25 protein-coding genes are annotated in these 23,065 nt (G+C 68.5%); 16 read left to right on the top strand and 9 right to left on the bottom strand.

Annotated elements, in window-relative coordinates; translation table 11 throughout:
* Window positions 1–8: 8 nt before the first annotated feature.
* Window positions 9–1,121 carry a cyclic nucleotide-binding domain-containing protein gene (locus BXA00_RS23045; protein ID WP_076520709.1) on the bottom strand — a complete coding sequence of 371 codons (1,113 nt, stop codon included), beginning with the start codon at window positions 1,119–1,121 and terminating at the stop codon, window positions 9–11.
* A gap of 284 nt (window positions 1,122–1,405) precedes the next feature.
* Here BXA00_RS23045 and BXA00_RS23040 point away from each other — a divergent pair, with 284 nt between their 5' ends.
* A complete protein-coding gene (locus BXA00_RS23040) occupies window positions 1,406–2,317 on the top strand; it encodes an AraC family transcriptional regulator (RefSeq protein WP_076520708.1) in 912 nt (303 codons plus the stop codon).
* 36 nt (window positions 2,318–2,353) lie between these two features.
* Here BXA00_RS23040 and BXA00_RS23035 read toward each other — a convergent pair whose 3' ends face one another.
* Window positions 2,354–3,280, bottom strand: coding sequence for an AraC family transcriptional regulator (locus tag BXA00_RS23035; RefSeq protein WP_076520707.1), 927 nt, complete (start codon window positions 3,278–3,280; stop codon window positions 2,354–2,356).
* A 140-nt stretch (window positions 3,281–3,420) separates the two neighbouring features.
* Complete coding sequence (locus BXA00_RS23030; RefSeq protein ID WP_231952139.1) at window positions 3,421–4,311, bottom strand: alpha/beta fold hydrolase; 891 nt, start codon at window positions 4,309–4,311, stop codon at window positions 3,421–3,423.
* Window positions 4,312–4,522: 211 nt separating this feature from the next.
* Between BXA00_RS23030 and BXA00_RS23025 the strand changes: the two genes are divergently transcribed.
* A complete protein-coding gene (locus BXA00_RS23025; RefSeq protein ID WP_076520706.1) occupies window positions 4,523–4,909 on the top strand; it encodes a MerR family transcriptional regulator in 387 nt (128 codons plus the stop codon).
* Window positions 4,910–4,961: 52 nt separating this feature from the next.
* Window positions 4,962–6,746, top strand: coding sequence for a SulP family inorganic anion transporter (locus tag BXA00_RS23020; protein WP_231952138.1), 1,785 nt, complete (start codon window positions 4,962–4,964; stop codon window positions 6,744–6,746).
* 73 nt (window positions 6,747–6,819) lie between these two features.
* Here the strand turns inward: BXA00_RS23020 and BXA00_RS23015 are convergent, their stop codons facing one another.
* Window positions 6,820–7,290 (bottom strand): YMGG-like glycine zipper-containing protein, encoded by a 471-nt coding sequence (locus BXA00_RS23015; RefSeq protein ID WP_076520705.1) that lies wholly within the window; start codon window positions 7,288–7,290, stop codon window positions 6,820–6,822.
* Between the two features lie 334 nt (window positions 7,291–7,624).
* On the opposite strand from BXA00_RS23015, the gene BXA00_RS23010 reads away from it, so the two are divergent.
* The 3 genes from BXA00_RS23010 to BXA00_RS23000 are packed head-to-tail and all read left to right on the top strand — an operon-like array spanning window position 7,625 to window position 10,104.
* Window positions 7,625–8,851 (top strand): sulfite oxidase, encoded by a 1,227-nt coding sequence (locus BXA00_RS23010; protein WP_076520704.1) that lies wholly within the window; start codon window positions 7,625–7,627, stop codon window positions 8,849–8,851.
* Window positions 8,852–8,853: 2 nt separating this feature from the next.
* Window positions 8,854–9,243, top strand: a complete 390-nt coding sequence (locus tag BXA00_RS23005; protein WP_083714320.1) for a cytochrome c — start codon at window positions 8,854–8,856, stop codon at window positions 9,241–9,243.
* Between the two features lie 27 nt (window positions 9,244–9,270).
* A complete protein-coding gene (locus tag BXA00_RS23000; protein WP_076520703.1) occupies window positions 9,271–10,104 on the top strand; it encodes an alpha/beta fold hydrolase in 834 nt (277 codons plus the stop codon).
* On the opposite strand, the gene BXA00_RS22995 is transcribed toward BXA00_RS23000, so the two are convergent.
* The 4 genes from BXA00_RS22995 to BXA00_RS22980 all read right to left on the bottom strand — a co-directional run bounded on the left by BXA00_RS22995 (window position 10,101) and on the right by BXA00_RS22980 (window position 12,862).
* A complete protein-coding gene (locus tag BXA00_RS22995; protein WP_076520702.1) occupies window positions 10,101–10,652 on the bottom strand; it encodes a sugar O-acetyltransferase in 552 nt (183 codons plus the stop codon). The genes BXA00_RS23000 and BXA00_RS22995 overlap by 4 nt on opposite strands.
* 98 nt (window positions 10,653–10,750) lie before the next feature.
* Entirely contained in the window at window positions 10,751–11,185 is a 435-nt protein-coding gene (locus BXA00_RS22990; RefSeq protein ID WP_076520701.1) for a hypothetical protein, read from the bottom strand.
* Entirely contained in the window at window positions 11,182–11,601 is a 420-nt protein-coding gene (locus tag BXA00_RS22985; protein ID WP_076520700.1) for a hypothetical protein, read from the bottom strand. Before BXA00_RS22985 ends, BXA00_RS22990 begins: the two co-directional genes overlap by 4 nt.
* Before the next feature lie 94 nt (window positions 11,602–11,695).
* A complete protein-coding gene (locus tag BXA00_RS22980; protein ID WP_076520699.1) occupies window positions 11,696–12,862 on the bottom strand; it encodes a citrate synthase family protein in 1,167 nt (388 codons plus the stop codon).
* Between the two features lie 146 nt (window positions 12,863–13,008).
* Between BXA00_RS22980 and BXA00_RS22975 the strand changes: the two genes are divergently transcribed.
* From BXA00_RS22975 to BXA00_RS22960, 4 genes are all read left to right on the top strand, one after another.
* The gene (locus BXA00_RS22975) at window positions 13,009–13,962 is read left to right on the top strand and encodes a 2-hydroxyacid dehydrogenase (protein ID WP_076520698.1); all 954 of its coding nucleotides are present in this window, start codon (window positions 13,009–13,011) and stop codon (window positions 13,960–13,962) included.
* A 25-nt stretch (window positions 13,963–13,987) separates the two neighbouring features.
* Window positions 13,988–14,707 carry a fumarylacetoacetate hydrolase family protein gene (locus BXA00_RS22970; protein ID WP_369825619.1) on the top strand — a complete coding sequence of 240 codons (720 nt, stop codon included), beginning with the start codon at window positions 13,988–13,990 and terminating at the stop codon, window positions 14,705–14,707.
* Window positions 14,704–15,507 (top strand): SDR family oxidoreductase, encoded by an 804-nt coding sequence (locus tag BXA00_RS22965; protein WP_076520696.1) that lies wholly within the window; start codon window positions 14,704–14,706, stop codon window positions 15,505–15,507. Before BXA00_RS22970 ends, BXA00_RS22965 begins: the two co-directional genes overlap by 4 nt.
* Window positions 15,508–15,587: 80 nt before the next feature.
* On the top strand, window positions 15,588–16,571 hold the full coding sequence (locus BXA00_RS22960; protein ID WP_076520695.1) for a tripartite tricarboxylate transporter substrate binding protein: 984 nt from the start codon (window positions 15,588–15,590) through the stop codon (window positions 16,569–16,571).
* A gap of 38 nt (window positions 16,572–16,609) precedes the next feature.
* Here the strand turns inward: BXA00_RS22960 and BXA00_RS22955 are convergent, their stop codons facing one another.
* A complete protein-coding gene (locus tag BXA00_RS22955) occupies window positions 16,610–17,341 on the bottom strand; it encodes an IclR family transcriptional regulator (protein WP_076520694.1) in 732 nt (243 codons plus the stop codon).
* Between the two features lie 98 nt (window positions 17,342–17,439).
* Between BXA00_RS22955 and BXA00_RS28970 the strand changes: the two genes are divergently transcribed.
* From BXA00_RS28970 to BXA00_RS22925, 6 genes are read left to right on the top strand one after another with little or no spacing between them, the layout of a single operon-like run.
* The gene (locus BXA00_RS28970) at window positions 17,440–18,408 is read left to right on the top strand and encodes a tripartite tricarboxylate transporter substrate binding protein (protein WP_076520693.1); all 969 of its coding nucleotides are present in this window, start codon (window positions 17,440–17,442) and stop codon (window positions 18,406–18,408) included.
* 6 nt (window positions 18,409–18,414) lie between these two features.
* Complete coding sequence (locus tag BXA00_RS28965) at window positions 18,415–19,281, top strand: amidohydrolase family protein (protein WP_076520692.1); 867 nt, start codon at window positions 18,415–18,417, stop codon at window positions 19,279–19,281.
* A gap of 25 nt (window positions 19,282–19,306) precedes the next feature.
* Entirely contained in the window at window positions 19,307–20,302 is a 996-nt protein-coding gene (locus tag BXA00_RS22940; protein WP_083714319.1) for a tripartite tricarboxylate transporter substrate binding protein, read from the top strand.
* A gap of 40 nt (window positions 20,303–20,342) precedes the next feature.
* Entirely contained in the window at window positions 20,343–21,026 is a 684-nt protein-coding gene (locus tag BXA00_RS22935; RefSeq protein ID WP_076520691.1) for a methyltransferase, read from the top strand.
* Window positions 21,023–21,961 (top strand): NAD(P)-dependent oxidoreductase, encoded by a 939-nt coding sequence (locus tag BXA00_RS22930; RefSeq protein WP_076520690.1) that lies wholly within the window; start codon window positions 21,023–21,025, stop codon window positions 21,959–21,961. Before BXA00_RS22935 ends, BXA00_RS22930 begins: the two co-directional genes overlap by 4 nt.
* Before the next feature lie 11 nt (window positions 21,962–21,972).
* The gene (locus BXA00_RS22925; protein ID WP_076520689.1) at window positions 21,973–23,043 is read left to right on the top strand and encodes a cyclase family protein; all 1,071 of its coding nucleotides are present in this window, start codon (window positions 21,973–21,975) and stop codon (window positions 23,041–23,043) included.
* The last annotated feature ends 22 nt before the right edge of the window (window positions 23,044–23,065 follow it).

Here is a 23,065-nt window from a genome sequence, read left to right as displayed (position 1 = left end):
CGCGGCGCTCAATGCGCGGAGGCGTCCAGGAAGCGGTGCACCACGCGCACCGCGTCCGCGCCTTCGGCGATGCTCGCCAGCACATGCTTGACCGAACCGGCGCGCGCCGCGCCCACGGCAAAGACGCCGGGCTGCGAGCTCTCGTAGGGCCGGGCCTGCATCGACCCCGCCGCGGCGCGGCCCGTGTGGATGTAGCCCTGGTCGTCGGTGTCCAGCCAGCCGTCCAGCCACGCGGTATTGGCGTCGACGGCCGGCTCCCCCGCGAGCGATTCCTGCATGCCCGTCGCCACGATGAGGCTGCGCGCCTCGATCATGCGGCCGTCATCCAGCCACACGCGGTACGGATAACATCCGCCGTCGAAGCGGCTGACCGTGCGCCGCGGCAGCACGTGCGCGCCAAAGCGCTTGCTCTGGTCTTCGGCGCGGCGCAACAGCGAACCCTCGCACAAGCCCGTGATGGTGCCCGGGAATCCCTTCAGCACGTCCAGGCCAGACCCATCGCCGCAAGACAGCGAGCCGCCCACCAGCATGGTCTGCAGTCCCTCGGACGCGGCGTAGGCCGCGGCGGCCAGCCCGGCGGGGCCTCCGCCGATCACGGCCAGGTCCATCACGGGGTCCTCCTGGCCGACCCGGGCGGCTGACCGGAGAATGGCGCCGCCGTACGGCCGCTGCCGCAGGTAGCCGATGCGGCGCAGGATGAACGCGCGCAGGATGATTTCGGCCAGGGGCCGCTCCGCAAGAATCATCGCCTGCAGCGCGGCGCGGCTCAGGCGCAGCAGCCGGCTCGGCGTATCGGCCCGCACTGTGACGGCGTTGGGCCGGTCCGTGAACAGATCGAGGCTGCCCGTAAACTCACCGTCACGATGCACGAGCAAACTGTGCAGGGCGCCGTCGGCTTCGCATTCCAGCACCTCGACATAGCCCTGGAGCAGGATGTAGAAGGCCCCCTCGCGGTCGCCGCTGTGAAGCAGCACGCTGCCGGGCTCGGCCGACATCTCCTCGCCATAGGGCGCGGCGCGGTCGATCATGGCGCGGGCCAGCATCGGGAAGGCCTGCGCGTGCAGCGCGGCCAGATCCGGCGGCGGGTTGGCTGGCGGGACGCCGGTGGCAAGACGAATCATGGGTGAAACTCCCGGGTCATCCGAGGAAAGCGGCAGGATATATGAACAAAATAGCGAGCGGGCGCCGGGCCGTCTTGCCCACTTGCGTCCTGCTTTGTATGAAAGAGTAATGCGCGCACCGTGATCCGCCCGGCATCCTGTAGCCTCGAAGCCGGGTCGCAGCGCGCTTTCGTGCAAACCAGCGCACTTGCGTCCAATCCTTGCGGCGCGCGCCTGCCTAGCATGACGCCATCTCGCGCGATGCCGTTTGCGCGATCGCAAGCCCTGGAGATTCATCCCTGACCGTGCCTGCCCTGCTCGAAGCGCCTACCCGCCTGCGCGACGCCTATCCCGGCGCGTCGGTCCAGGCCATCCGGACCAGCCCCGGGTGCAAGGCCGCGCTCGAAATCGCCCGCGTGGCCTACCCACGCCCCGGTTTCGGCACGGCATGCGCCGAGGCGGACGGCGACGACTTCCTGCTCAGCGTGTCGCTCACCCGCGCCCAGCGTGTGCTGTATTGTGCGGACCAGCCCCGCGCCATGCCGCTCGCGGCCGAGGAAATCACCATCCGGCGCACGGCCGACGGTTATCGCGCCGAACTGCACGACCCCTTCGATTTCCTGTACTTCCGCGTATCGCGCGCGTCGCTGGACCGCGTGGCCGAAGACCTGGGCGCGGGCCGCGTCGGCGCCCTCGTGTGTCCGCCAGGACGGTCCGATCCCGTCCTGGCCCGCCTGGGCAACGCGCTGCTGCCCGCGCTGGCCCACCCGGCGCAGGCCGATCCGCTGTTTGTGGATCATCTGGCGCTGGCGGCGCAGGCTCACATGATCCAGGCCTATGGCGCGCCGATGGACGAACCGCCCGCCAGCCAGCTCGCGGCGCGCGGCGGCCTCGCGGGCTGGCAAGAGGCATTGGCCAAGGAAATGCTCGCCGCCGACCTGTTGGGCGACGTTTCCATTTCGGACGTCGCGCAAGGCTGCGGCCTGTCGCGCAGCTATTTCATCAAGGCCTTTCGCCAGACGGTCGGCACGACGCCGCATCGCTGGCTGCTCGAGTGCCGCATCGAGCGCGCAAAGGCCCTGCTGCTGGCGTCTGCGTGCCCGGTCTCGGACATCGCGCGGGACTGTGGATTTTCCGACCAGGCCCATATGACGCGCGTCTTTGCCAGCGTCGTGGGCGCGCCGCCCGCGGCGTGGCGGCGTCGGAACCAACGCTGATCGCGCGGCGCATGCCCGGCGGCGGATCGCCCGCAGTCAGGCGCCGTTCTCCCTGCGCCACGCGCCGGGAGACGTCCCGACCACGCTCGTGAACACCCGCGTCATATGCGCCTGATCGGCAAAGCCGCACAGCAGCGCAATCTCGGTGATGGACCGGCCCGGCGACCGCAGCAATGCCTGCGCCTTCTGCACGCGCTGTTCCAGCAGCCACCGGTGCGGCGTCGTGCCCACCGTCTGGCGAAAGGCCTTGATGAAGTAGCTGCGCGACAGATTGCAGGCGTCGGCGATATCGGCGATGGACGCTTCCTCGCGCACCGAGGCCAGCAGCATGTCCTTGGCCCGCGCCTCCAGCTTGCGCGACAGCACGCGCGCCCCGCCCGAGTCGGCCCAGCCGGTCGTCGCGCCGGCGCCGTATTGCGCCAGCAGGTGCGTACCCACGGCCAGGCTCAGGTGGTCCACGAACAGGCCGCTCGCCTGCGCGGGATTCGCCACCACGTCCGCCAGCACCTGTGACAGATGCCCCAGCACCGGATCCGGCTCCCCGTTGCGCGGGAGCAGGCTGCTGACCCGCGCACCGCCCTTCTCGTCATTGACCCGCTCGATGAAGTCGCGCGACAGTTCGATCAGCATGAAATCGAACCCGCCTTGCAGGTCGGCGCGGTAATCGTCATTGAAGTCGCGGATGTAGATCGAGCCCACGTCAAAATCGTGGGTCGACGCATGATGGCCATGCATGATGCGGCGCCGATGCCCGCCCCGCAGCGCCACGCCCACCAGAAAGCCGCGGTCGGACGCCGGCGTCTCCACGCTGCCAAAATGCGCGTTGTCGGTGCTCTTGCGATAGAACGTCAGCCCGCCTCCGTGGAACTCCTGGTTCAGGACCAGCTTGCTGGCTGAGCAGCCGAGCGTATCGGTGGACGGCAAAGGTTGCGGGTCGGAGGTCAGTAGCGGGCTGGCGGGCATGGGCAATGTCCAAGTCGGGGCAAACGCCTTGTTGGGGTCGAAGATAGCAGGCGATGCTGTGTCGCAACAAGCAACAATTCGCAAAAATGGACGCCGACCTCATCGCCCGCTACTGCCCACGCACGCCACCGCCCGGCGCCTCAGCGCAGCGACACGCTGGCGGCAAACGCCGCCAGGTCCTGGTTGAACCGTTCCGCCTCCTCCAGGAATGGCGCATGCCCGGATGCCGCATACACCGTGCTGCGAATGCGCGGATTCAATTGCCGGGCTCGGTCCAGCGACGGCCCCGCCTGCACCAGCGCATCCCGCGCGCCGTAGATCAGCAGCATCGGCTTGCGCGCCGCGCCCAGGCCCCTGGCTGCTTCCACCGTCATGGACTGCACCGCGGCCTGCATGTCGGGCGAGGCCAGGGCCGCATTGGCCAGCAGCCGCTGGAACGTGGCGGCATCCGGCTGCCGCGCAAAGCACAGACCGATGAACTCGCGCTCCGCATCCAGGTGCGTCTTCAGGTCTGGCGACACCATGTCGCGGTAGACCCGCGGATGCGGCACGATCTGCGCCGGGTCCAGTTCGATCACCCCGCCCACGTACACCGCCCCCGCAATCTCGGCATCGCCGTACGCGGCCAGATAGTTCGTCGTCACGGCCGCGCCCAGCGACCAGCCGACCACGACAGGGCGACGCGCGCCCGAGGCCGCGATCACGGCGGCCAGATCGTCGGCCCAGCGCCGGCCATCGGCATAGGCTGCCGCGTCCGCCGGCTTGCCGGACAGGCCATGGCCGCGCAAGTCGTAGGTGATCAGCCGGTATCGCTGCAACGCGGGGCTGGCAAGCTGCGCCGCCCAACTGAGATGGCTGCCCAAGAGGCCATGGACGAAGACAATCGCCGGGCCGTCGGGATTACCCGCCTCCTGCACGGCGAGCCGCAGGCCATCGGGCGCGGTGACGGTGTATTGCCTGGCGTGGGCGACCCCGGCCGGCGTGGGCGCCTGGGCCGGGGTGATGGTGGCTGCCATGACTGGGGACGTCATGACGGTGGCCGACATGACACCGGCAATCATGAACAAGGCTGCCGCGGCCCGGCGGCTCAGGTGGGTCAGTCGGGGCAGTCGGGGCCGTTGGCCCAGTCGGCGCGGAAATGAAATGCGTGGCATGCGGGTGCATCCTGAAGGTTGAAGAATCGGCAGTTTCAACCCTCACACCGATGTCAAGGTCAAGCGCCGATCTGCTAAGCTTTTCCGCATGAAGACGTCCGCCCCTGCCCGCCCCATGTCGATCGGCGAACTGGCCCGCGAAACCGGCGCAAGCCTGCGCTCGCTGCGCCACTACGACGACCAGGGCTTGCTCGCGTCGGCCCGGGCCGGCAACGGCTATCGCACCTTTCCGGCGGCGGCGGTCGTGCAGGTAAGGCAGATCCAGCGCCTCATCGCGTCCGGCTTCACCCTGGCGGAAATCCGCGGGTTTCCCGATTGCATGCGCCTCATCGAAGGCGCGGCGGCCTGTCCCGAGACCTCCGAGGTCCAGCGCCAGCGGCTGGCATCGGTCGAGCGCCAGATCGCCGACCTGGAACGCCGCCGCGCGCGCTTGCGCAAGATGCTGGGCGAGACCCACGCCGCGCCGCCCGAATGACGCGCGGGGCAGTCCCGCACCCTGCAAGCATGCGCCTTCATAACGGGATTCCATGACCACCGCGACGCCCCGCCCCTCCGACAAGACAGCTCCGCACTGGCTGCGCTGGCTGCCCGGGCTTGCCCTGCTCAAGTCCTATCAGGCCGCGTGGCTGCCCAAGGACATCGCGGCCGGCCTGGTCCTGACCACCATGCTGGTGCCGGTCGGCATCGCCTACGCCGAAGCGTCCGGCGTGCCTGGCGTCTACGGGCTGTATGCCACCATCATCCCGCTGCTGGCCTATGCGCTCTTTGGCCCCAGCCGCATCCTGGTGCTGGGGCCGGACTCGGCGCTGGCGGCCCCGATCCTCGCGGTCGTGCTCAGCGTCTCCGGCGGCGACCCCATGCGCGCCATCGCCGCGGCCAGCATGATGGCCGTCGTCGCGGGCCTGTTCTGCATCGTGCTGGGCCTGATGCGGCTGGGCTTCATCACCGAGCTGTTGTCCAAGCCCATCCGCTATGGCTACATGAACGGCATCGCGCTGACCGTGCTGGTGAGCCAGTTGCCCAAGCTGTACGACATTTCCATCGACGACGCCGGACCGCTGCGGGAAATGCAGCAATTGGCGCTGGCCATCATGGACGGACAGACACACTGGCCAAGCCTCGCGGTCGGCGCGTCCAGCCTCGCGGTGATCCTGCTGCTCAAGCGGTTCGATCGCATCCCGGGCATCCTGATTGCCGTGATTCTGGCCACGCTCGCGGTCAAGCTGTTCGGCCTGGACCAGCAAGGCGTCAAGGTGCTGGGCGAGATTCCGCAGGGCCTGCCCAGCCTCGCCTGGCCGTGGCTCAGCAATGCCGACTACGTCAAGATCGTGCTGGGCGGCTGCGCCGTGGCGCTGATCGCCTTTGCCGACACGAGCGTGCTGTCGCGCACCTACGCCGCCCGCACGAACACGCGCGTGGACCCCAACCAGGAAATGGTGGGACTGGGCGTGGCCAACCTCGCGGCGGGGTTCTTCCAAGGCTTTCCCATCAGCAGCAGCGCGTCGCGCACGCCGGTCGCCGAAGCGGCCGGCTCGCGCACCCAGCTGACTGGCGTGGTCGGCGCGCTGGCCGTGGCCGCGCTGCTCATCGCCGCGCCCAACCTGCTGCGCCACCTGCCCAACAGCGCCCTGGCCGCCGTCGTCATCGCCGCGGCCCTCGGCCTCTTCGAATTCAAGGACCTGCGGCGCATCTACCGCATCCAGCAATGGGAGTTCTGGCTGTCGATGCTGTGCTTTGCCGCAGTCGCCGTGTTCGGCGCAATCCCTGGCATCTGCCTAGCCGTCGTCCTTGCCATCATCGAATTCCTGTGGGATGGCTGGCGCCCGCACTTCGCGGTGCTGGGACGCGTGCCCAACCTGCGCGGCTACCACGACCTGAAGCGCTACCCGCATGCGGCGCTGATCGACGGCCTGGTGCTTTTTCGCTGGGATGCGCCGCTCTTCTTCGCCAACGCTGAACTCTTCCAGCAACGCCTGCTGGAAGCCGTGGACGCCTCGCCCACGCCGGTGCGCCGCGTCGTCGTGGCCGCCGAACCGGTCACCAGCGTCGACGTCACCTCGGCCGACATGCTGCGCGAACTGTGCGCGCATCTGGCGCGCGAAGGCATCGCGCTGCATTTCGCGGAAATGAAGGATCCGGTGCGGGACAAGCTCAAGCGATTCGAGCTGTCGGGGCTGTTCAGCGATGATCGGTTCCATCCGACGGTAGGTAGCGCGGTGGATGATTATCTGGGTCGCGAAGACGCCAATGGCCTGGAATCGGCGGCACGGCCGGGCTCCTCGCCCCCGCCGCCAACGCATTCATCGCACTGACCAGCTGGCCGCGCGCACCGGTGGGTGTGCAACCGCGCGCGGATGCCGCCGCTTCAAGACCGGATTGCGGGCCTCAGGGCGTCACCTGATAGCCCCGCTGCTGCATGCAATTGGCATAGGCGGACGACACGGCGGCGTCCTGTTGCGGCGCGTTCGCGCGATCCTCCCGCCGCTCCTGCCGCTGGCGAGACCCGCCCACCACCATGCCCGCGGCCGCGGCATCCTTCGCCTGGTTCTGCCGATAGGCTTGCTTGGTGTCGTCGTCCATGCGGTCATACACCTCTTCATGCTGCCGCCCGCGCGCGCCCGCGACAGCGGCGCCCGCCGCTGCGCCAGCCGCCGCGCCTCGGGCCCGGCCGCCCGCATTCGGCGTACCGGCAGTGGCGATGCCGGCCTGGGCCTGGGCCTGGGCCTGGCAAGCCGCGATGTCTTGCTGGGTGGTCTCGGGGGATTGGCCTTTGAGCGGGGTGACCTGCTGCGCGATGGCGGACAGGCAGAAGGCGGACAGACAAACGGCGGCGGCAGGGACAACGAACCTGTTCATGATGCGCTCCTTGGATACTCAAGGCCCTGGGTTTTCCAGATTAGCGCCGTGACAGACGCACGCACAAGGCCGGTCTTTTGTGTCCCTTGGAACACGGCGATCCCCTAATCCCCGCGCGTACTGCGCGACGACGCAAGCGCAGGCTGCCAGCCTCGGCCACCACCCGGAATATCCAAAACCCTTATATCTGAACAGGCCAAAAACCTATAGCCCCTTAGAACACGTTGACATATAGAAAGGCATTGCCGATGATGAAGCAGGCCGCATCCCCCGGGCCGATATAAGCAAAATACCGCGCTTGCCCGGCAGGACGCGGCAACCAGAGAGGCATGCCATGGAGACAACCCCCCTCAACCCGTCGCGGCGCCGCCTGCTGGCCGGCAGCGCCGGCGCCCTGGCCGCCGCTGGCCTTGGCGCCGCCGGTATCGCGCGCGCGGCCGACCCCGCCCCCAAACCCGCCGCCTCGGCGGCCAAACCGCTGCCGCCCTACGCGGCATGGAAAGACGCAGACAGCGTCATCGTGCACAGCGCCAACACGATCGAGACCCGGCGCAGCGCGTTTGGCGACGGCATCATCACGCCCTCGCGCCAGCTCTACGTGCGCAACAATCTGCCTCCACCCGACCCGTCCATCCTGGATGACCGTGATGGCTGGAAGGTGGAGATCCAGGGCGTCAAGCAACCGCGCACGCTCACGGTGGCCGACCTGAAAACGCTGGGCGTGGAAACGCTGGCCATGGTGCTGCAATGCTCCGGCAACGGGCGCGGCTTCTTTCCGCACAAGCCCAGCGGCACCCCCTGGCAGGTCGGCGCGGCCGGATGCGTCATGTGGACGGGCGTTCCCGTGCGCGCCGTGGTCGACTATCTCGGCGGCCTGGACGGCACGCCCGCCTTCATGACCGGCACGGGCGGCGAAGTCCTGCCCGAGGGCCTGGATCCCAAGTCCCTGCTCGTGGAGCGCTCGGTGCCGCGCGAGGCCATGCAGGACGCCATGCTGGCATGGGAAATGAACAACGAGCCCCTCTCGCTGGCGCACGGCGGCCCCTTGCGGCTGATCGTGCCGGGCTACACCGGGGTCAACAATGTGAAGTACATCAAGCGGCTGGCCTTCAGCAACGAACAAAGCCCCGCCAAGATCCAGCAGACCGGCTATCGCCTGACGCCGATGGGCGCCAAAGCCAGCCCGGACCAACCGTCGGTCTGGGCGATGGAGCCCAAGTCCTGGATCAACGCCCCCGGGGCGGACGGTCAGGCGGTGAAGGCCGGACGCGCCGTGGTTCGCGGCGTGGCCTTTGGCGGGATGCATGCGGTCAAACGCGTGGACGTGTCCATCGACGGGGGCAAGACCTGGAAACAGGCGACGCTGATCGGCCCAGACCTCGGCAAATACGCGTGGCGCCAATTCGCGCTGCCGGTGGAACTGTCCGCCGGACCGCACATGCTGGTCAGCCGCGTGGAAGACACACAGGGCAATGTGCAAGTGGAAAACCGGTTCGAGAACGCGCCCGGCTACATCAACAGCAGCTGGCGCGACCACGGCCTGGCCATCAACGTGTCCTGACCATGGCGGCATCGATGCATCACAGTGAAAAGTACGGGGCTGCCTTGGCCCGCCGCCCGATTGCGTGGCGGGTCCGCGCGGTCTACTTGGCGGGCCTCTTGTTGTTCGCGGGCGCTTCGGCCTGGGCTGCGGAACCGCCCAATGCCGAAGCGGGCCGCGCCTTGTTCCTGAAAGCGACGACCCCAGCCTGTGCTGTCTGCCACACCCTGGCCGACGCCGGTGCTGCGGGGACCATCGGCCCCAACCTCGATGACCTGAAGCCGGATGCGAACCGCGTTGAGCAGGCCGTGCGCAACGGGATCGGGGTCATGCCGGCCTTCGACGCATTGAGCGATGCGGATGTGCAGGCCTTGGCGCAATATGTGTCGGGCGTCACCGGGGCGGCGCCGTAGTCAGAACACTCCCCACACAGAGGCGCCATGCTCGAACTCCCCCACACCTCCACCATTGAAGGCAATGCCATCCGCTGGGGCAGACTCGGCAACGGACCCGCGCTGGTCGCCATCCACGGCACGCCGTTCTCGTCGCAGGTGTGGCGCAGAATCGTTCCCCTGCTGTCCGATCGCAGGACGGTCTACTACTTCGATCTGGCGGGCTACGGCGTGTCTGAGATGCGCGACGGCCAGGACGTGTCGCTGGGCGTGCAGAACCGGATACTCGCGGCGTTGTTCAGGGAGTGGGAGCTGGACCGTCCCGACGTCCTCGCGCACGATTTCGGCGGCGCGACGGCGCTGCGCGCGTATTACCTGGACGGTCTGCGCTACCGGTCGCTGACGATCTTCGACGCCGTGGCGCTGGCGCCCTGGGGATCGCCATTCGTCCAGCATGTCCGCCAGCACGAAGCCGCGTTTTCGGGCATGCCCGATTACATGCACTGCGCACTGTTGAAAGCGTATTTGCAGACCGCCGCGCACAATCCCTTGTCCGAAGAAGCGCTGGACGTGTACGGCAATCCGTGGCTCGGGCCTGTCGGCCAACCGGCGTTCTATCGCCAGATCGCGCAAATGGACCAGAAGTACACGGACGAGGTGCAGGAGCGGTATGGGCGCATGGATTGTCCCGTGCAGGTGCTGTGGGGAGAACAGGACCAGTGGATTCCCCGCGAGCGCGGGCTTGCGCTGACGTCGCTGATCTCCGACCTGCCGCTCATTGCCGTGGCCGATGCCGGACACCTTGTGCAAGAGGATCGCCCGGAAGCCATCGTAGCCGCGGTGCTCAAGCACATCGAACTCGCCGGCGCACCGCGGCGTTAGCTGCGCACCCGCGCCGGATTCCCCACCACCTTCGCGCCCGCCGGCACATCCCGCGTCACCACGCTGCCGGCCCCGATGATGGCGTCATCGCCCACCGTCACGCCCGGCAGGATGATCGCGCCCCCGCCGATCCACACCTGCCTGCCGATATGCACCGGACGGCCGAACTCAAGCATTGCGCGGCGTTGTTCGGGATCGTGCGGGTGGTCGGCGGTGTAGATCTGCACGGCCGGGCCGATCTGCGTGCCCTCGCCAATCGTGACCTGCACGACATCGAGGATGACGCAATTGAAGTTGATGAAGACGTTCGCGCCCAGCGAGATGTTGTAGCCGTAGTCGCAATGGAACGGCGGGCGGATCAGCGCGCCGTCGCCCACCGTGGCGAACCGCTCCCGCAGCAACGCGTGCCATTGTTCGGGCGGTTCGCCCAACAGGGCGTTGTAGCGCTTCATCCAGGCGCTTGCGGCAAGCTGGTCCGCCTGGATTTCAGGGTCGGCGGCGGTGTAGAGCTCTCCCGCGAGCATTCTCTGCTTCTGGGTTCGTGTCATGGCGATCTCCTGTCCGGTTCACGCAGCATACCCACGATCCGTCGAAATACGCAGACTTGCACAGCGGGGAAATCCGCGACGCGCCAAGGGGCGACAGGTCAATGATGCCTGCCGCCTCGCAGTGACGTGGCTTTGGTTTGATCTCTCGCGGCGGGCGGGCCAGCACTATCCTTTCCCAGGAGATAACCCGCAACCGCGCCGAACAGACCGACGATCGGCGTGAGCTGCTCGGTGCTGTATCCCACGATCACGAGTACCGAAGAAATCCCGAGAATGCTGATCACGCCGATGGTCCGGAGCACGTGGTAGGCGGTCGCTCTTGACCGCCAGAGAAGTACCGCGGCGATTGCGATGGCTAGCAAGGTAAAACCCAGCAGGCACAGCGCCAGGAACCTGACCAGTTCCGGCGACCAGCCATGCAAAAGAAATTCTTTGGAACTGGCGGCAGCGGCCTTCGCGTCATCGAAGGCGCGTTGCGCCGTCGCCAATGCCGCCATGGGATCGGAGGCGCCCGTCGTGGCTGGCTTGGTCATTTTTGCGCTCCGTCCCGAGCCTCGAATTCCTTGAGCCTGGCCTCCAGCTTGTCAATTCGTTCCGCAAGGTAGGAAATGGCGGCGGTTTGCTTCGCGATCAGATCTTCAACCGTCTGTCCGGCAACCTGGCGTTGCGCGCCGGTACTCGGCCCCGGCGCAAACAAATAAGAACCATCCGTCACGACCGGCACGCCGGCGGGCCGCTGGGCGGCCCAGACTTCCGTGTCTTTGGGTGCATCAAATACCCAGTTCTGATAGCCGGTCGTTCCCGCCTTCTCCGCAGGAATGACCAGGATCCAACCGGACGGAAGTTTCACGCTCTCGACGGACTTTACGTCAGGCTGCGCGGTGACCGGGGCCTGCGCCATGGCGGCATTGCCGACCAAGAGGGCAAATATGGCACAAGGCATCTTCATCGTTGATCTCCAAGTCCGCGGTAATCCGTAGAGGACGATTCAACATGCCAGACGACCAGCCACCCCAACCATACCCATTATTGGGTACGCCGATTCACCCACGCCCGATTGCCGCCCCGGCGCCCGCGTCAGGCGCCACCCCCACATACCTCCCCCGCGGCCGGATGACCTGCGCCACGCTCAACTGTTCCAGGCAATGCGCCAGCAGGCCGACGCTGCGCGCCGTGGCGAACAGGCCAAACGCCGCGTCGTCAGGCAGCTTGCAATGCGCCGCCAGCGCCGCCAGCGCGACGTCGATGTTCGGGTGCAGGCCGGTCAACTGCGTGGCTTTCTCGATGAAGCGCGAAATGACGTCGGCGGGCTCGAACAGGGCCAGCAGCGCCGCCGCGCGCGGATCGCCGTCGGGATAGAGGTGGTGTCCGAAGCCGGCGAGCGGCAGGCCGGTGGACAGGTAGTGGGCCATCACCTCGTCCTCGCCCAGGCGTTCGACGTCGTTGAACAAGGCTTTCACGCGGCCGGAGGCGTCGCCGTGCAAGGGGCCGGACAAGGTGGTCAGGCCCGACAGCAGGCAGGCGGGCAGCGACGCGCCCGTCGACGCGGCGATGCGGGCGGCGAACGCGGAGCTGGTCAGTTCGTGGTCCGCCAGCAGGACCATTGCGGTGCGCAGCAGTTCGGCGGCTTGCGGCGACAGCTTCCACGCCTGCGCAAACCGCAGGTGCAACGGGCGCTTGCCGTGCTGCGCGCCGAAGGCGTTGGCCAGTTGCCCGACGAGGCTCTGGCACTCGCCGTGCAGCACGCGCGTCATGCGGCCATGGGTGGAGTGCCCGGTGGCCGCCAGCGCACCCAGTGAGGAAAAGGCCGCGACGCGGCCGGGCGCGCCCACGCGGGCCGCGCACGAGAAGTCTGCCGGCTGATCGGCATTCCAGAGCAGCTGCGCGGTCTCTTCCAGGCTGGCCGAGCCCGCCAGCGTCACGGCATCCTGGCCGCGGTAATAGAGCCGCTGGCGGTGAAAGGTGGAGATCGACGTGGGAATGCTGGGTTCCGCGCCAAAGAGCGTGTTGGTGGCCAGGGTTTCGTGCTTGCGTCCGGCCTGCTTGCGCTTGGCCAGTCCCGCCACGTCTTCCGCGCGATAGAGGCTGCGGCGCGTGTCGGCCGGATCGGGCATGACCTCGAGCTTGCCGCGGCTGACGTATGCATAGATGGTTTGCGGCCGCACGCCGAGCTGGCGGCACGCTTCGGCCATCGAAATCCACGATCCCATGATGTTCCGTATTTTCCGTATTTTTGTAGCAAAGTTTATATGTTGATTTTATAGATCAATATTGCGCAGTAAATCAATCATTAAATACCATGGCTTCCATGTTCAACGCGGACCCGCAGCCGGTCCCCCTTCCGAGTCGAACCGATATGAAGCCTCAGGTCCTGCAACTCAATCCCATCCTGATCCCGGCGGTCAACGATCAACTGGCCTCGCTGTACGACGTGCACAAGTTCTTCGACATTGCGGACCAGGCGGCGTGGCTGCGCGAGCACGGCGCGCGGATCGACGCGGTCATCACCGGCGGCCACACCGGCATCTCGCGCGCCATGCTGGAACAACTGCCCCACGTGAAAGTCGTGGCGGTCAATGGCGTGGGCACCGATGCGGTGGACCTGGCCTACTGCCGCGGCCGCGGGCTGCCCGTCACCGCCACGCTGGGCGCATTGACGGAAGACGTGGCGGATCTGGCGATCGGGCTGCTGATCGCCGCCTGCCGCAACCTCTGCGCGGGCGATCGCTTCGTGCGCGAAGGACTGTGGGAGCAATTCCCTTCCCCCAGCGCCATCCCGCTGGCGCGCCGCTTCAGCGGCATGCGCGTCGGCATCGTCGGCATGGGCCGCGTGGGCCGCGCCGTTGCCACGCGGGCCGCGGCTTTCGGGTGCCAGATCCGCTACACCGATCTGCGCGCCATGGACGACGTGCCGCACGAGTTCGTCGCGGACCTGATCGAACTGGCCCGCGCGTCGGACGCGCTGGTCCTGAGCGCGGCGGCCGACAAGGCCGAAGGCCTCGTCAATGCCGCCGTGCTGGAGGCGCTGGGGCCGCGCGGCTACCTGGTCAATGTGGCGCGCGGCCGGCTGGTCAACGAGGCTGACCTGACCGACGCGCTGGTCGCCGGCCGCATCGCGGGCGCGGGCCTGGACGTGTTCGTCGACGAGCCCCGCGTGCCGGCGGCGCTGCGCCAATCGGATCGCACGACGCTGCAGGCGCACCGCGCCAGCGCCACGTGGGAGACGCGCGCGGCGATGGGCCAGATGGTGCTGGACAGCATTGCGCAGGCCCTCGCGGGCGAGCGTCCGGCGATGAGCCTGACGACCTGAGCCGCACACGCCCCCACGGACCGTCATCATGGAACTGGCCTTTCCCGCCCCTGCCCCGGTCACGCTGCCGGTCTCCGGCAGCGCCGCCCGCTTTCCCGTCGCGCGGGTGTTCTGCATTGGCCGCAATTACCGGTGGCTGCCCGACGAACCCCAGCCCAGCGCAATGCCGGCGTGGTTCATGAAGCCCGCCAGCGCGGTCTTTGCTGCCAGCGGCGCGCTGCCCTATCCCGCGGACACGACGGACTACTGCCACGAGATCGAACTGGTCGTGGCGATAGGCCACGGCGGCAAGAACATCGCCCCCGAGGACGTCGAAGCGCGGCACATCTGGGGCTACGCGGCAGGCCTGGACATGACGCGGCGCGACCTGCAGCAGCAAGCCAAGCGCGTGGGCGGCCCGTGGGAACCCGCCAAGGCCTTCGACCATTCCGCGCCCTGTACGCCCATCGTGCCCGCCGCGGCTTGCGGCCACCCGCGCGCAGGCGCGCTGTGGCTGGCCGTGAACGGCGTGGACCGCCAGCGCGCGGATCTCTCCGGCCTGCTGTGGTCCGTGCCCGAACTGGTTGCGATGCTGTCGCGGTCGGTCGCGCTGGCACCCGGCGACCTCGTCTACACCGGCACTCCCGCGGGCGTCGGCGCCGTGGCGCCCGGCGACGTCGTGACCGCAGGCTTCGCGCGCATCGGCGAACTCACCCTGACCGTCGCTGCGCCCCAAAACGCCGCAGCGCGCGCCACGTTTTCATGACACTGCGTCCCCCCATCCGCACCCAGGAGCCCCCCTTGAACGCAAGCATTACCCCGAAAATCGCCTTGGTCTCCGGCGCAGGCAGCGGCGTCGGCCGCGTCACCGCCAACGCCTTGCTGGACGACGGCTGGACCGTCGTGCTGGCGGGCCGCCGTCCGGACCCGCTGCAGGCGCTGCAAGCCGATGCCGCCGCCCGGGGCCGCACGGCGCTGGCGGTGCCCACCGACGTCACCCAGCCCGACAGCGTCGAGGCGCTGTTCAACACCATCGAAAGCCGCTTCGGCCGGCTGGACCTGCTGTTCAACAATGCCGGCGTGAACGCGCCCGCCGTGCCCATGGACGAACTGCCGCTGGAGAAGTGGTTTGCCGCGATCAACACCAACGTGACCGGCGTGTTCCTGTGCGCCCGCGCGGCCTTCGGGCTGATGCGCCGCCAGTCGCCGCAAGGCGGACGCATCATCAACAACGGCTCCATCTCCGCGCACGCGCCGCGTCCCTACACCGCGCCCTACACCGCCAGCAAGCACGCGGTGACCGGGCTGACCAAGGCGCTGGCGCTGGACGGGCGCGCCTTCAACATCGCGGCCGGCCAGATCGACATCGGCAATGCGCTGACCGAGCTGTCCGAACGCATGACGCGCGGCGTGCTGCAGGCCAACGGCACGGTCGCGCCGGAGCCCATGATGGACGCCGTCCACGTGGCGAATGCCGTGCGTCACATGGCCTCGCTGCCCCTGGACGCCAACGTCCTCACCATGACCGTCATGGCCACCGCCATGCCCTTTGCCGGGCGTGGCTGAAGCCCCACCGCGCCTTCGGGTGCAGCACACCCGGGGCGCCCCACAGAGTTGGCTGAAGTTGACCACCCTAGGAGACAAGCATGACCTTCACCACGCTGGCCAGGACCCTGGCCTTTTCGACCGCCCTGGCAGCCCTGGCCGCCGCGCCCGGCCTGGCCGCGGCGCAGAGCTATCCGTCCCGTCCCATCAGCATCATCGTGCCCGCGCCCCCGGGCGGCGGGATCGACATGATCGCGCGCGTCGTGGGCGAAAAGCTTTCGGCATCGCTGGGCCAACCCGTCATCGTCGACAACCGGCCGGGCGCCTCCAACAACCTGGGCACCGCCCTGCTCGCCAACGCCAAGCCTGACGGCTACACCATCGGCATCGTGGGCGGCAGCCACAACATCAACAAATACCTGTTCAAGAACCTGGGCTGGGACCCGCAAAAGAGCTTCGAGCCCATCGTCTACACGCACGAGATCCCGCTGGTGTTCTCGGTGTATCCGAAGATCCCCGCCAAGACCCTGCCCGAACTCGTGGACTGGATGAAGGCGCATCCCGACGACGCCAAGGTCGCCACGTCCGGCCGCGGCAGCGCACAGGAGATGGCCGCCGAAATGTTCCGCATGGTCAGCGGCGCCCCCATGCTGCTGATTCCGTACAAGGGCTCGTCCGCCGCCCATCCCGACCTGCTGGCCGGCCGCACGGTGCTGTACATCGACACGCTGAGCGCGATGCAGGAACAGGTCAAGGCGGGCAACGTGCGCGCCGTCGCGATCTCCACCGCGAAACGCGCCAAGGCATTGCCCGACGTGCCGACCGCGCAGGAGCAGGGCCTGAAGGGTTATGACGCCAATACCAACGGCGGCTTCCTGGCGCCCGCGGGCACGCCGAAGGAGATCATCGCCAAGCTCAATGCCGAGATCAACGCGGCCTTGAAGCAGCCGGCCGTGCGCGCCAAGCTGGAAGCCGCGGGCATCGAAGTCCAGGGCGGCACGCCGCAGGAATACGCGGCGCTGATCCAGTCCGACCTGGACAAGTGGGGCAAGGTGGTGAAGCAGGCGGGGATAGCGGCGGAGTGATCCGCGCTTGACCTTAGGACCACGCCGGCGGCCGGTATTCAGGCCGTCCGGCGCAACCCCATCAATGAGCGCGACAAGCGGCTGGCTGCCGCCAGCACCGGCTCTTTCAGCTCCAGCAGCACCGACTCGGTCAGGCGCGATATCGGCCCGGAAATGCAGATCGCGCCTTGCAGCGTCCAATTGATCCCGTAGACCGGCGCTGAGATGCTGGAGACCTCGGCGTCGCGCTCTCCGAGCGAGATCATGTAGCCCGCCCGGCGCACGGATTCATACGGCTCGCCCGGCTCTCCGGCGAACGCGAGCAGCACGCGCCCGGGACTTCCCAATTCAAGCGGCAATGCCGCGCCCACCCGAACGTGGTGGCGGATCGACTTGGGTCCTTCGACCCGCGCCATGCAGATGCGCTGCTTGCCCTCGCGCACGTAGAACGTGGCGCTTTCTCCGGTGGCGGCCGACAGCTCCCGCAGCACCGGCTGCACGACTTCCGCGATATTGAACGTGGCCTGGTAACAGGCGCCCAGCCAGCCGGCCGCGCGCGCCAGGCGCCATGTGCCGTCCGGCCGCTGCGCCAGGTAGTCATCCATGGCCAGCGTGCGCGCCAGGCGCAACACCGTGGAGCGGTGGCAGCCGGTGCGCCGGCTCAGTTCCGCCAGCGACAAATGCGTGTCCTCGACGCCGAAGGCGGCCAGGATGCTCATTGCGCGGCGCACCGCCACCACGCCTTCTTCTGCCGGCGCATCGCCCGACTCTGGGTTCAATTGATCGTTCATTGTGCGCAACGTGTTTCGCTGTACGGACTTGCATTGTATTGAGCGGAACACGGATTCACAATCTCCGAACCACAAAACAGATATCGGAGACAAGAATCATGAAGCAGATTGCGCGTGTGCTGTCCTGCGTGGCCCTGGTGTGCATGAGCGGTTTGAGTGCCGCGAACGGCTATCCGGAAAAGCCCATCCGCCTGATCGTGCCGTTCCCGCCCGGCGGCGGCACCGACGTCCTGGCGCGCGAGGCGGCCATCGCGGTCGCCGGCAACACGGGCTGGAACATCGTGACGGAGAACCGGCCGGGCTCGGGCGGCAACATCGGGGTGGATACGGCGGCCAAGTCCGCGCCCGACGGCTATACGCTGGTGCTGGGTCAGACCAGCAACCTGGCGATCAATCCGACCCTGTATTCCAAGCTGCCCTACAACCCCGAAACCGATCTTTCCGCCATCGGCCTCGTCGCGGACGCGCCGCTGGTGATCGTGGTGCCGGCCAATTCGCCCCTCAAGTCCTTCGAGGACCTGATTGCCACCGCCAAGGCCAAGCCCGGCGCGCTCAACTTCGCCAGTTCGGGCAATGGCACCGTGGCCCATCTGGCGGCCGTGCAATTGCAGAACGCCGCCGGCATCACGCTCACCCACATCCCCTACAAGGGCGCGGCGCAGGCCTCCAACGACCTGATCGGCGGCCAGATCGACATGTATCTGTCGTCGGTGCCCACGCTGATCGGCCATGTGCGCAACGGCAAGATGCGGGCGCTGGCCGTCACGTCGACGCAGCGCGTGCCGGACATGCCCGATGTCCCCACCATCGCCGAGCGGGGCTTTCCCGGCTTCGAGGCGGTGACCTGGTTCGGGCTGGCCGCGCCGGCCGGCACGCCCAAGGACATCGTGCAGCGCCTGAACGCCGAGTTCAACAAGGCGTTGCAGTCCAAGACGCTGAGCCAGAAGTATCAGGAGCAAGGCGCGCGGGTGTTGACCAGCTCGCCCGACGAATTCGCCAAGCTGATCCACGACGACCGCGTACGCTGGGGCAAGATCGTCAAGGACTCGGGCGCAAAGGTCGAGTGATCCGCCATGCAAGCCCGCCATCCCTATTCCAGCGGCGGATCGCGCGCAGCCACCCCGGCGCCCGCCGGCGCCTGCGACTGCCACATCCACGCCTATGACGCGCGCTATCCGGCCGTGGCCGGCGCCAGGCTGACGCCGCCGGACGCCACGATGGCGCAGTACCGCGAGATCCAGGCGCGGCTGGGAACGCAGCGGGCCGTGCTGGTCACGCCCTCCACCTATGGCGCGGACAACCGTCCCATGCTGGACGCGCTTGCGCTGCTGGGCGAGCAGGCGCGCGGCGTGGCGGTGATCGATGGCGACGAGCGCGAGGCGCAGCTCCAGGCCATGCACGACGAGGGCGTGCGTGGCATCCGCCTCAATCTTTCGTTGGGCGTGACCAGTTCCGCCGACCAGATCCTGCCGCTGGCCAAGCGGATCGCGCCGCTGGGCTGGCATCTGCAACTGCTGATGGCGCCCGGCCGGCTGGCGGAGTTGGCGCCGGTGCTGTCGGACCTGCCCGTGCCCGTCGTGTTCGACCACATGGCGCGCCTGGCCCCGCACGAGGCCGGCGTCCACCCGGCCCACGCCGTGGTGCTGCGGCTGCTCGAGCGCGGCCGCGCCTGGATCAAGCTGTCCGGCGGCTACCTCGTCAGCACCCGCCACTCCATCGAGGACCCGGCGCTGGATGCGCTGGCCCGCAGCTATCTCGACGCCAATCCCGAGCGCGTCGTGTGGGGCAGCGACTGGCCGCACGCCTCCGCCTCGGCAGGCATGCAGCCCATGCCCGACGACGCGCGCCAGTTCGACCGGCTGGCGGACTGGACCGGCAGCGCCCGCCTGCGCCAGGTCCTCGTCCACAACCCGGCGGCCTTGTACGGCTTTGCGGCATGACCCATAAAACCATCGGAGACAAACCATGCGATCCCCCTGCACCCTGACCCGCCGCGGCTTTCTGACCGCCACCGCCGCGCTGACCGCTGGCGCCGCCTTTGGCGTGCGCGCCGCGCCGCCATGGCCCGCCGGCAAGACCATCACCTGGGTGGTGCCCTACCCGGCCGGCGGCAGCACCGACGTGCTGGGCCGCGCCATCGCGCAACAGCTCGACACGCTGCTGGCCACGCGCGTGATCGTGGACAACCGTCCCGGCGCCACCGGCACCATCGGCGCGGCCCGCGTGGCGCGCGCGGAGCCCGACGGCCTGACCTTGCTGGGCACCTCCATCGGCCCCCAGGCGATCGCCCCGCACATCATGGGCAACCTGACTTACGACCCGGTGGCCGACTTTGCGCCGGTAATTCTGGTCGGCACCATTCCCCATCTGCTGGTGGTGGGCACGGCGCAGCCCTTCAAGACCGTGGCCGACCTCGTCGCGGCGGGCAAGAAGGCGCCAGAGAGCCTGGCCTATGCCTCCGGCGGCACCGGCACCATCCTGCACATTCAGGGCGAACTGCTGCAGCAGAAGACGGGCGCGCGCTTTCTTCACGTGCCCTACAAAGGCGACACCCCCGCGCTGCAGGACACGCTGGCCGGCCAGGTGCAGTTCGCGTTCATTCCCGCCGCCGCCGCCCTGCCGCACGTGCAGACCGGCGCGCTGCGCGCCCTTGCCGCCACCTCGGCGCAACGGCTGCCCGCGCTGCCTGACGTGCCGACCATGAAAGAAGCCGCCTTCGACGATTTCGTGGTGGAGCAATGGCAGGCCGTGTTCGCGCCGGTCGCCACGCCCGCCCCCGTGATCGACCGCCTCAACGCCAGCATCGGCCAGGCGCTGCAGACACCCGCGCTGCAGGAACTGTCCCGGCAGCTCGGCATCACGCTGGCCGGCGGCACGCCGCAGGCCCTCGACCAGACCCGCAAGGCGGACTTCGACAAATGGGGCAAGGTCATCCGCGAGGCGGGCATCAAGCCCGCATGACCGCCCCCGCATCCTCTTTCCACTCCCGACAGGAACTCTCATGGCCAATCAGGACATCATCAAGGACTTTCCCCGCGTCAGCGCCGACGTCGTGCGACGCGCCGCCGCGCTCCAACCCGCCATCCTGGCCGACGTGGCCGGCCGGCGCGGGGCGTTGAGCGGGCGTATCCGTCCGCTCCATCCCGCCATGACGGTGGCCGGTTCCGCGCTGACGGTCGAGGTGCGCCCGGGCGACAACCTCATGATCCATGCCGCGATTGCGCTGGCCAAGCCCGGCGACGTGCTGGTGATCGACGGCAAGGGCGACCTGAGCTCGGCGCTGATGGGCACCATCATGATGACCGCCTGCCGCAAGCTGGGCATTGCGGGCGTCGTGATGGACGGGGCCGCGCGCGACACGGTCGAGATCATCGAGATGGACTACCCGGTGTTCGCGGCCGGCACCAACCCCAACGGCCCGACCAAGAACGTGCCGGGCCGTATCGGCCATCCGGTGTCGGTGGGCGGCGTGACCGTCCATTCCGGCGACTTCATCATCGGCGACGCCGACGGCGTGGTGGTGGTCGAACGCGAAAAGATCGAAGGCCTGCTGCCCGCCGCGGAAAAGAAGGTGCGCGACGAAGCGGCGCGCATTGCCGCCATCCAGGCGGGCGACACGCAGGCCAAGTGGCTCGATGCCGCCCTGCGCGCGGCCGGCGTCCTGAAGGAAGGAGAATCGCTGTGAATGCCGCCAAGCCAGCGATCCTGGTGACTGCCGCCGACCTGGCGCCGGAGGCGCTTGCGCTGCTGCAAGACTTTCGCATGGTGTTTGCCGGCAAGACGCCCACCGAGGACGACATCGTCGCGCTGTGCCGCGAACACGATCCCGTCGCCATCATCGTGCGCTACAGCAAGGTCGGCGCCCCCGCGATGGATGCCGCCCCCGCGCTGCGCGTGATCTCCAAGCACGGCAGCGGCACCGACACGATCGACAAGGCCGCCGCCGCCCAGCGCGGGATCCAGGTGGTCGCCGCAGTGGGCGCGAACGCCGCCGCCGTGGCCGAACAGGCTCTGGCCCTGCTGCTGGCCTGCGCCAAATCCGTCGTCGGGCTGGACGAACGCATGCGGGCCGGCCACTGGGACAAATCCACCCACAAAAGCCTGGAACTGGGCGGCAAGACGATCGGCCTGATCGGCCTGGGCGCCATCGGACGGCGCATGGCGGCCATGGCGCACGGGCTGGACATGCGCGTCATCGGCTACGACCCCTACGCCCGCGACTTGCCGGAGTACCTGCGCAGCGTGCCGCTGGATGCGATCTGGCGCGAGTCCGATGTGGTGTCGCTGCACTGCCCGCTCACCGAAGAGAACCGCGGCATGGTCAACGCCGCGACGCTGGCGCAATGCAAGCCCGGCGTGATCCTGGTGAACACCGCGCGCGGCGGTCTGGTGGACGAGGATGCACTGCTGGCGGCCGTGCGCACGGGCCAGGTTCGCGCCGCGGGCCTGGACAGTTTCGCCGTGGAACCCATGCCGGCCGGCCATCCGTTCCAGCAGGAACCGCGCATCATCCTGAGCCCGCACATCGGCGGCGTGACCAGCGCCGCCTACGTCAACATGGGCGTGGCCGCCGCGCGCAACGTGCTGGACGCCCTGGCGCGCGCCGGCTCGCCCGCCTGAGGACGCACGCCATGGCGCAACGCTGGAAATGCGCGCCCGCGGGCAGCCACTGGGGCGAATTCGGGCCCGACGACCAACTCGGGCGGATGAACCTTGTCACCCCCGCCAAGGTGCTGCAGGGCATCGCCGAGGTCCGCGAAGGGCTGACGTTCTGCCTGTCGCTGCCGCTGGACGTGCCGGGCGGCACGGCGCTCAACCCGAAACGCCTGCCGCCGCAGCGCTATGCCACGCTGCGCGACGGCAAGAGCGCCGGCGCCCAGGGCTTTTGCTGGTCATATGCGACCGAAGATCCCCTGCTCACAGACGTGGTGTGCGACGACGTGCTGCTCATGAACACGCAGTACTCCACCCAGTGGGACAGCCTCGCACACATGGGCAGCCGCTTTGACGCCGACGATGACGGCGTGGCCGAAGCGGTGTTCTACAACGGGTATCGCGCCGGCGTCGACATCGTGGCGGCATCGGAAGACGCCCGGGCGCCTGCCGATTGGGCGCGCTTTCCCGGGCCGGCCGCCAAGGCGCTGGGCATCGAACGACTGGCCGAGCACGGCGTGCAGGGACGCGCGGTGCTCGTCGACCTGGAAGCCCACGTCGGCCGCACGCGCACGGCCGTCGGCTACGACGCCTGGATGCGGATGCTGGATGCCGACGGGGTGACGATCGAGCCGGGCGACATGGTGTGCCTGCATACCGGATTTGGCGACACGCTGATGACGATGAACCGCCAGCCGGATGTGGCGCGGCTGCATGCCACCGGCAGCGGACTCGACGGCCACGACGAGCGGCTGCTGCAATGGATCGTCGATGCGCGCGTGGCTTGCCTCATCGCCGACAACCCCGCCGTTGAACTGGTCCAGCCGGTCAGCCTGCGCGGCGCCGCCACGCCGCTGCGCCGCCCGCGACTGCCGCTGCATGAGCACTGCCTGTTCAAGAACGGCATTCACCTGGGCGAACTCTGGTGGCTGACGCCCCTGGCGCGCTGGCTGCGCGCGCACCGGCGCCACCGGTTCCTGCTGACCGCGCCGCCGCTGCGCCTGCCCGGCGCCGCCGGTTCGCCCGCCACGCCCATCGCCACCGTCTGATTCCCCATTTTCATTCCCCCCC

Origin of the sequence: Achromobacter sp. MFA1 R4 (assembly GCF_900156745.1) — a bacterium.
Lineage (GTDB): Bacteria > Pseudomonadota > Gammaproteobacteria > Burkholderiales > Burkholderiaceae_B > Achromobacter.
This window is presented reverse-complemented; position numbering and strand designations above follow the sequence as displayed.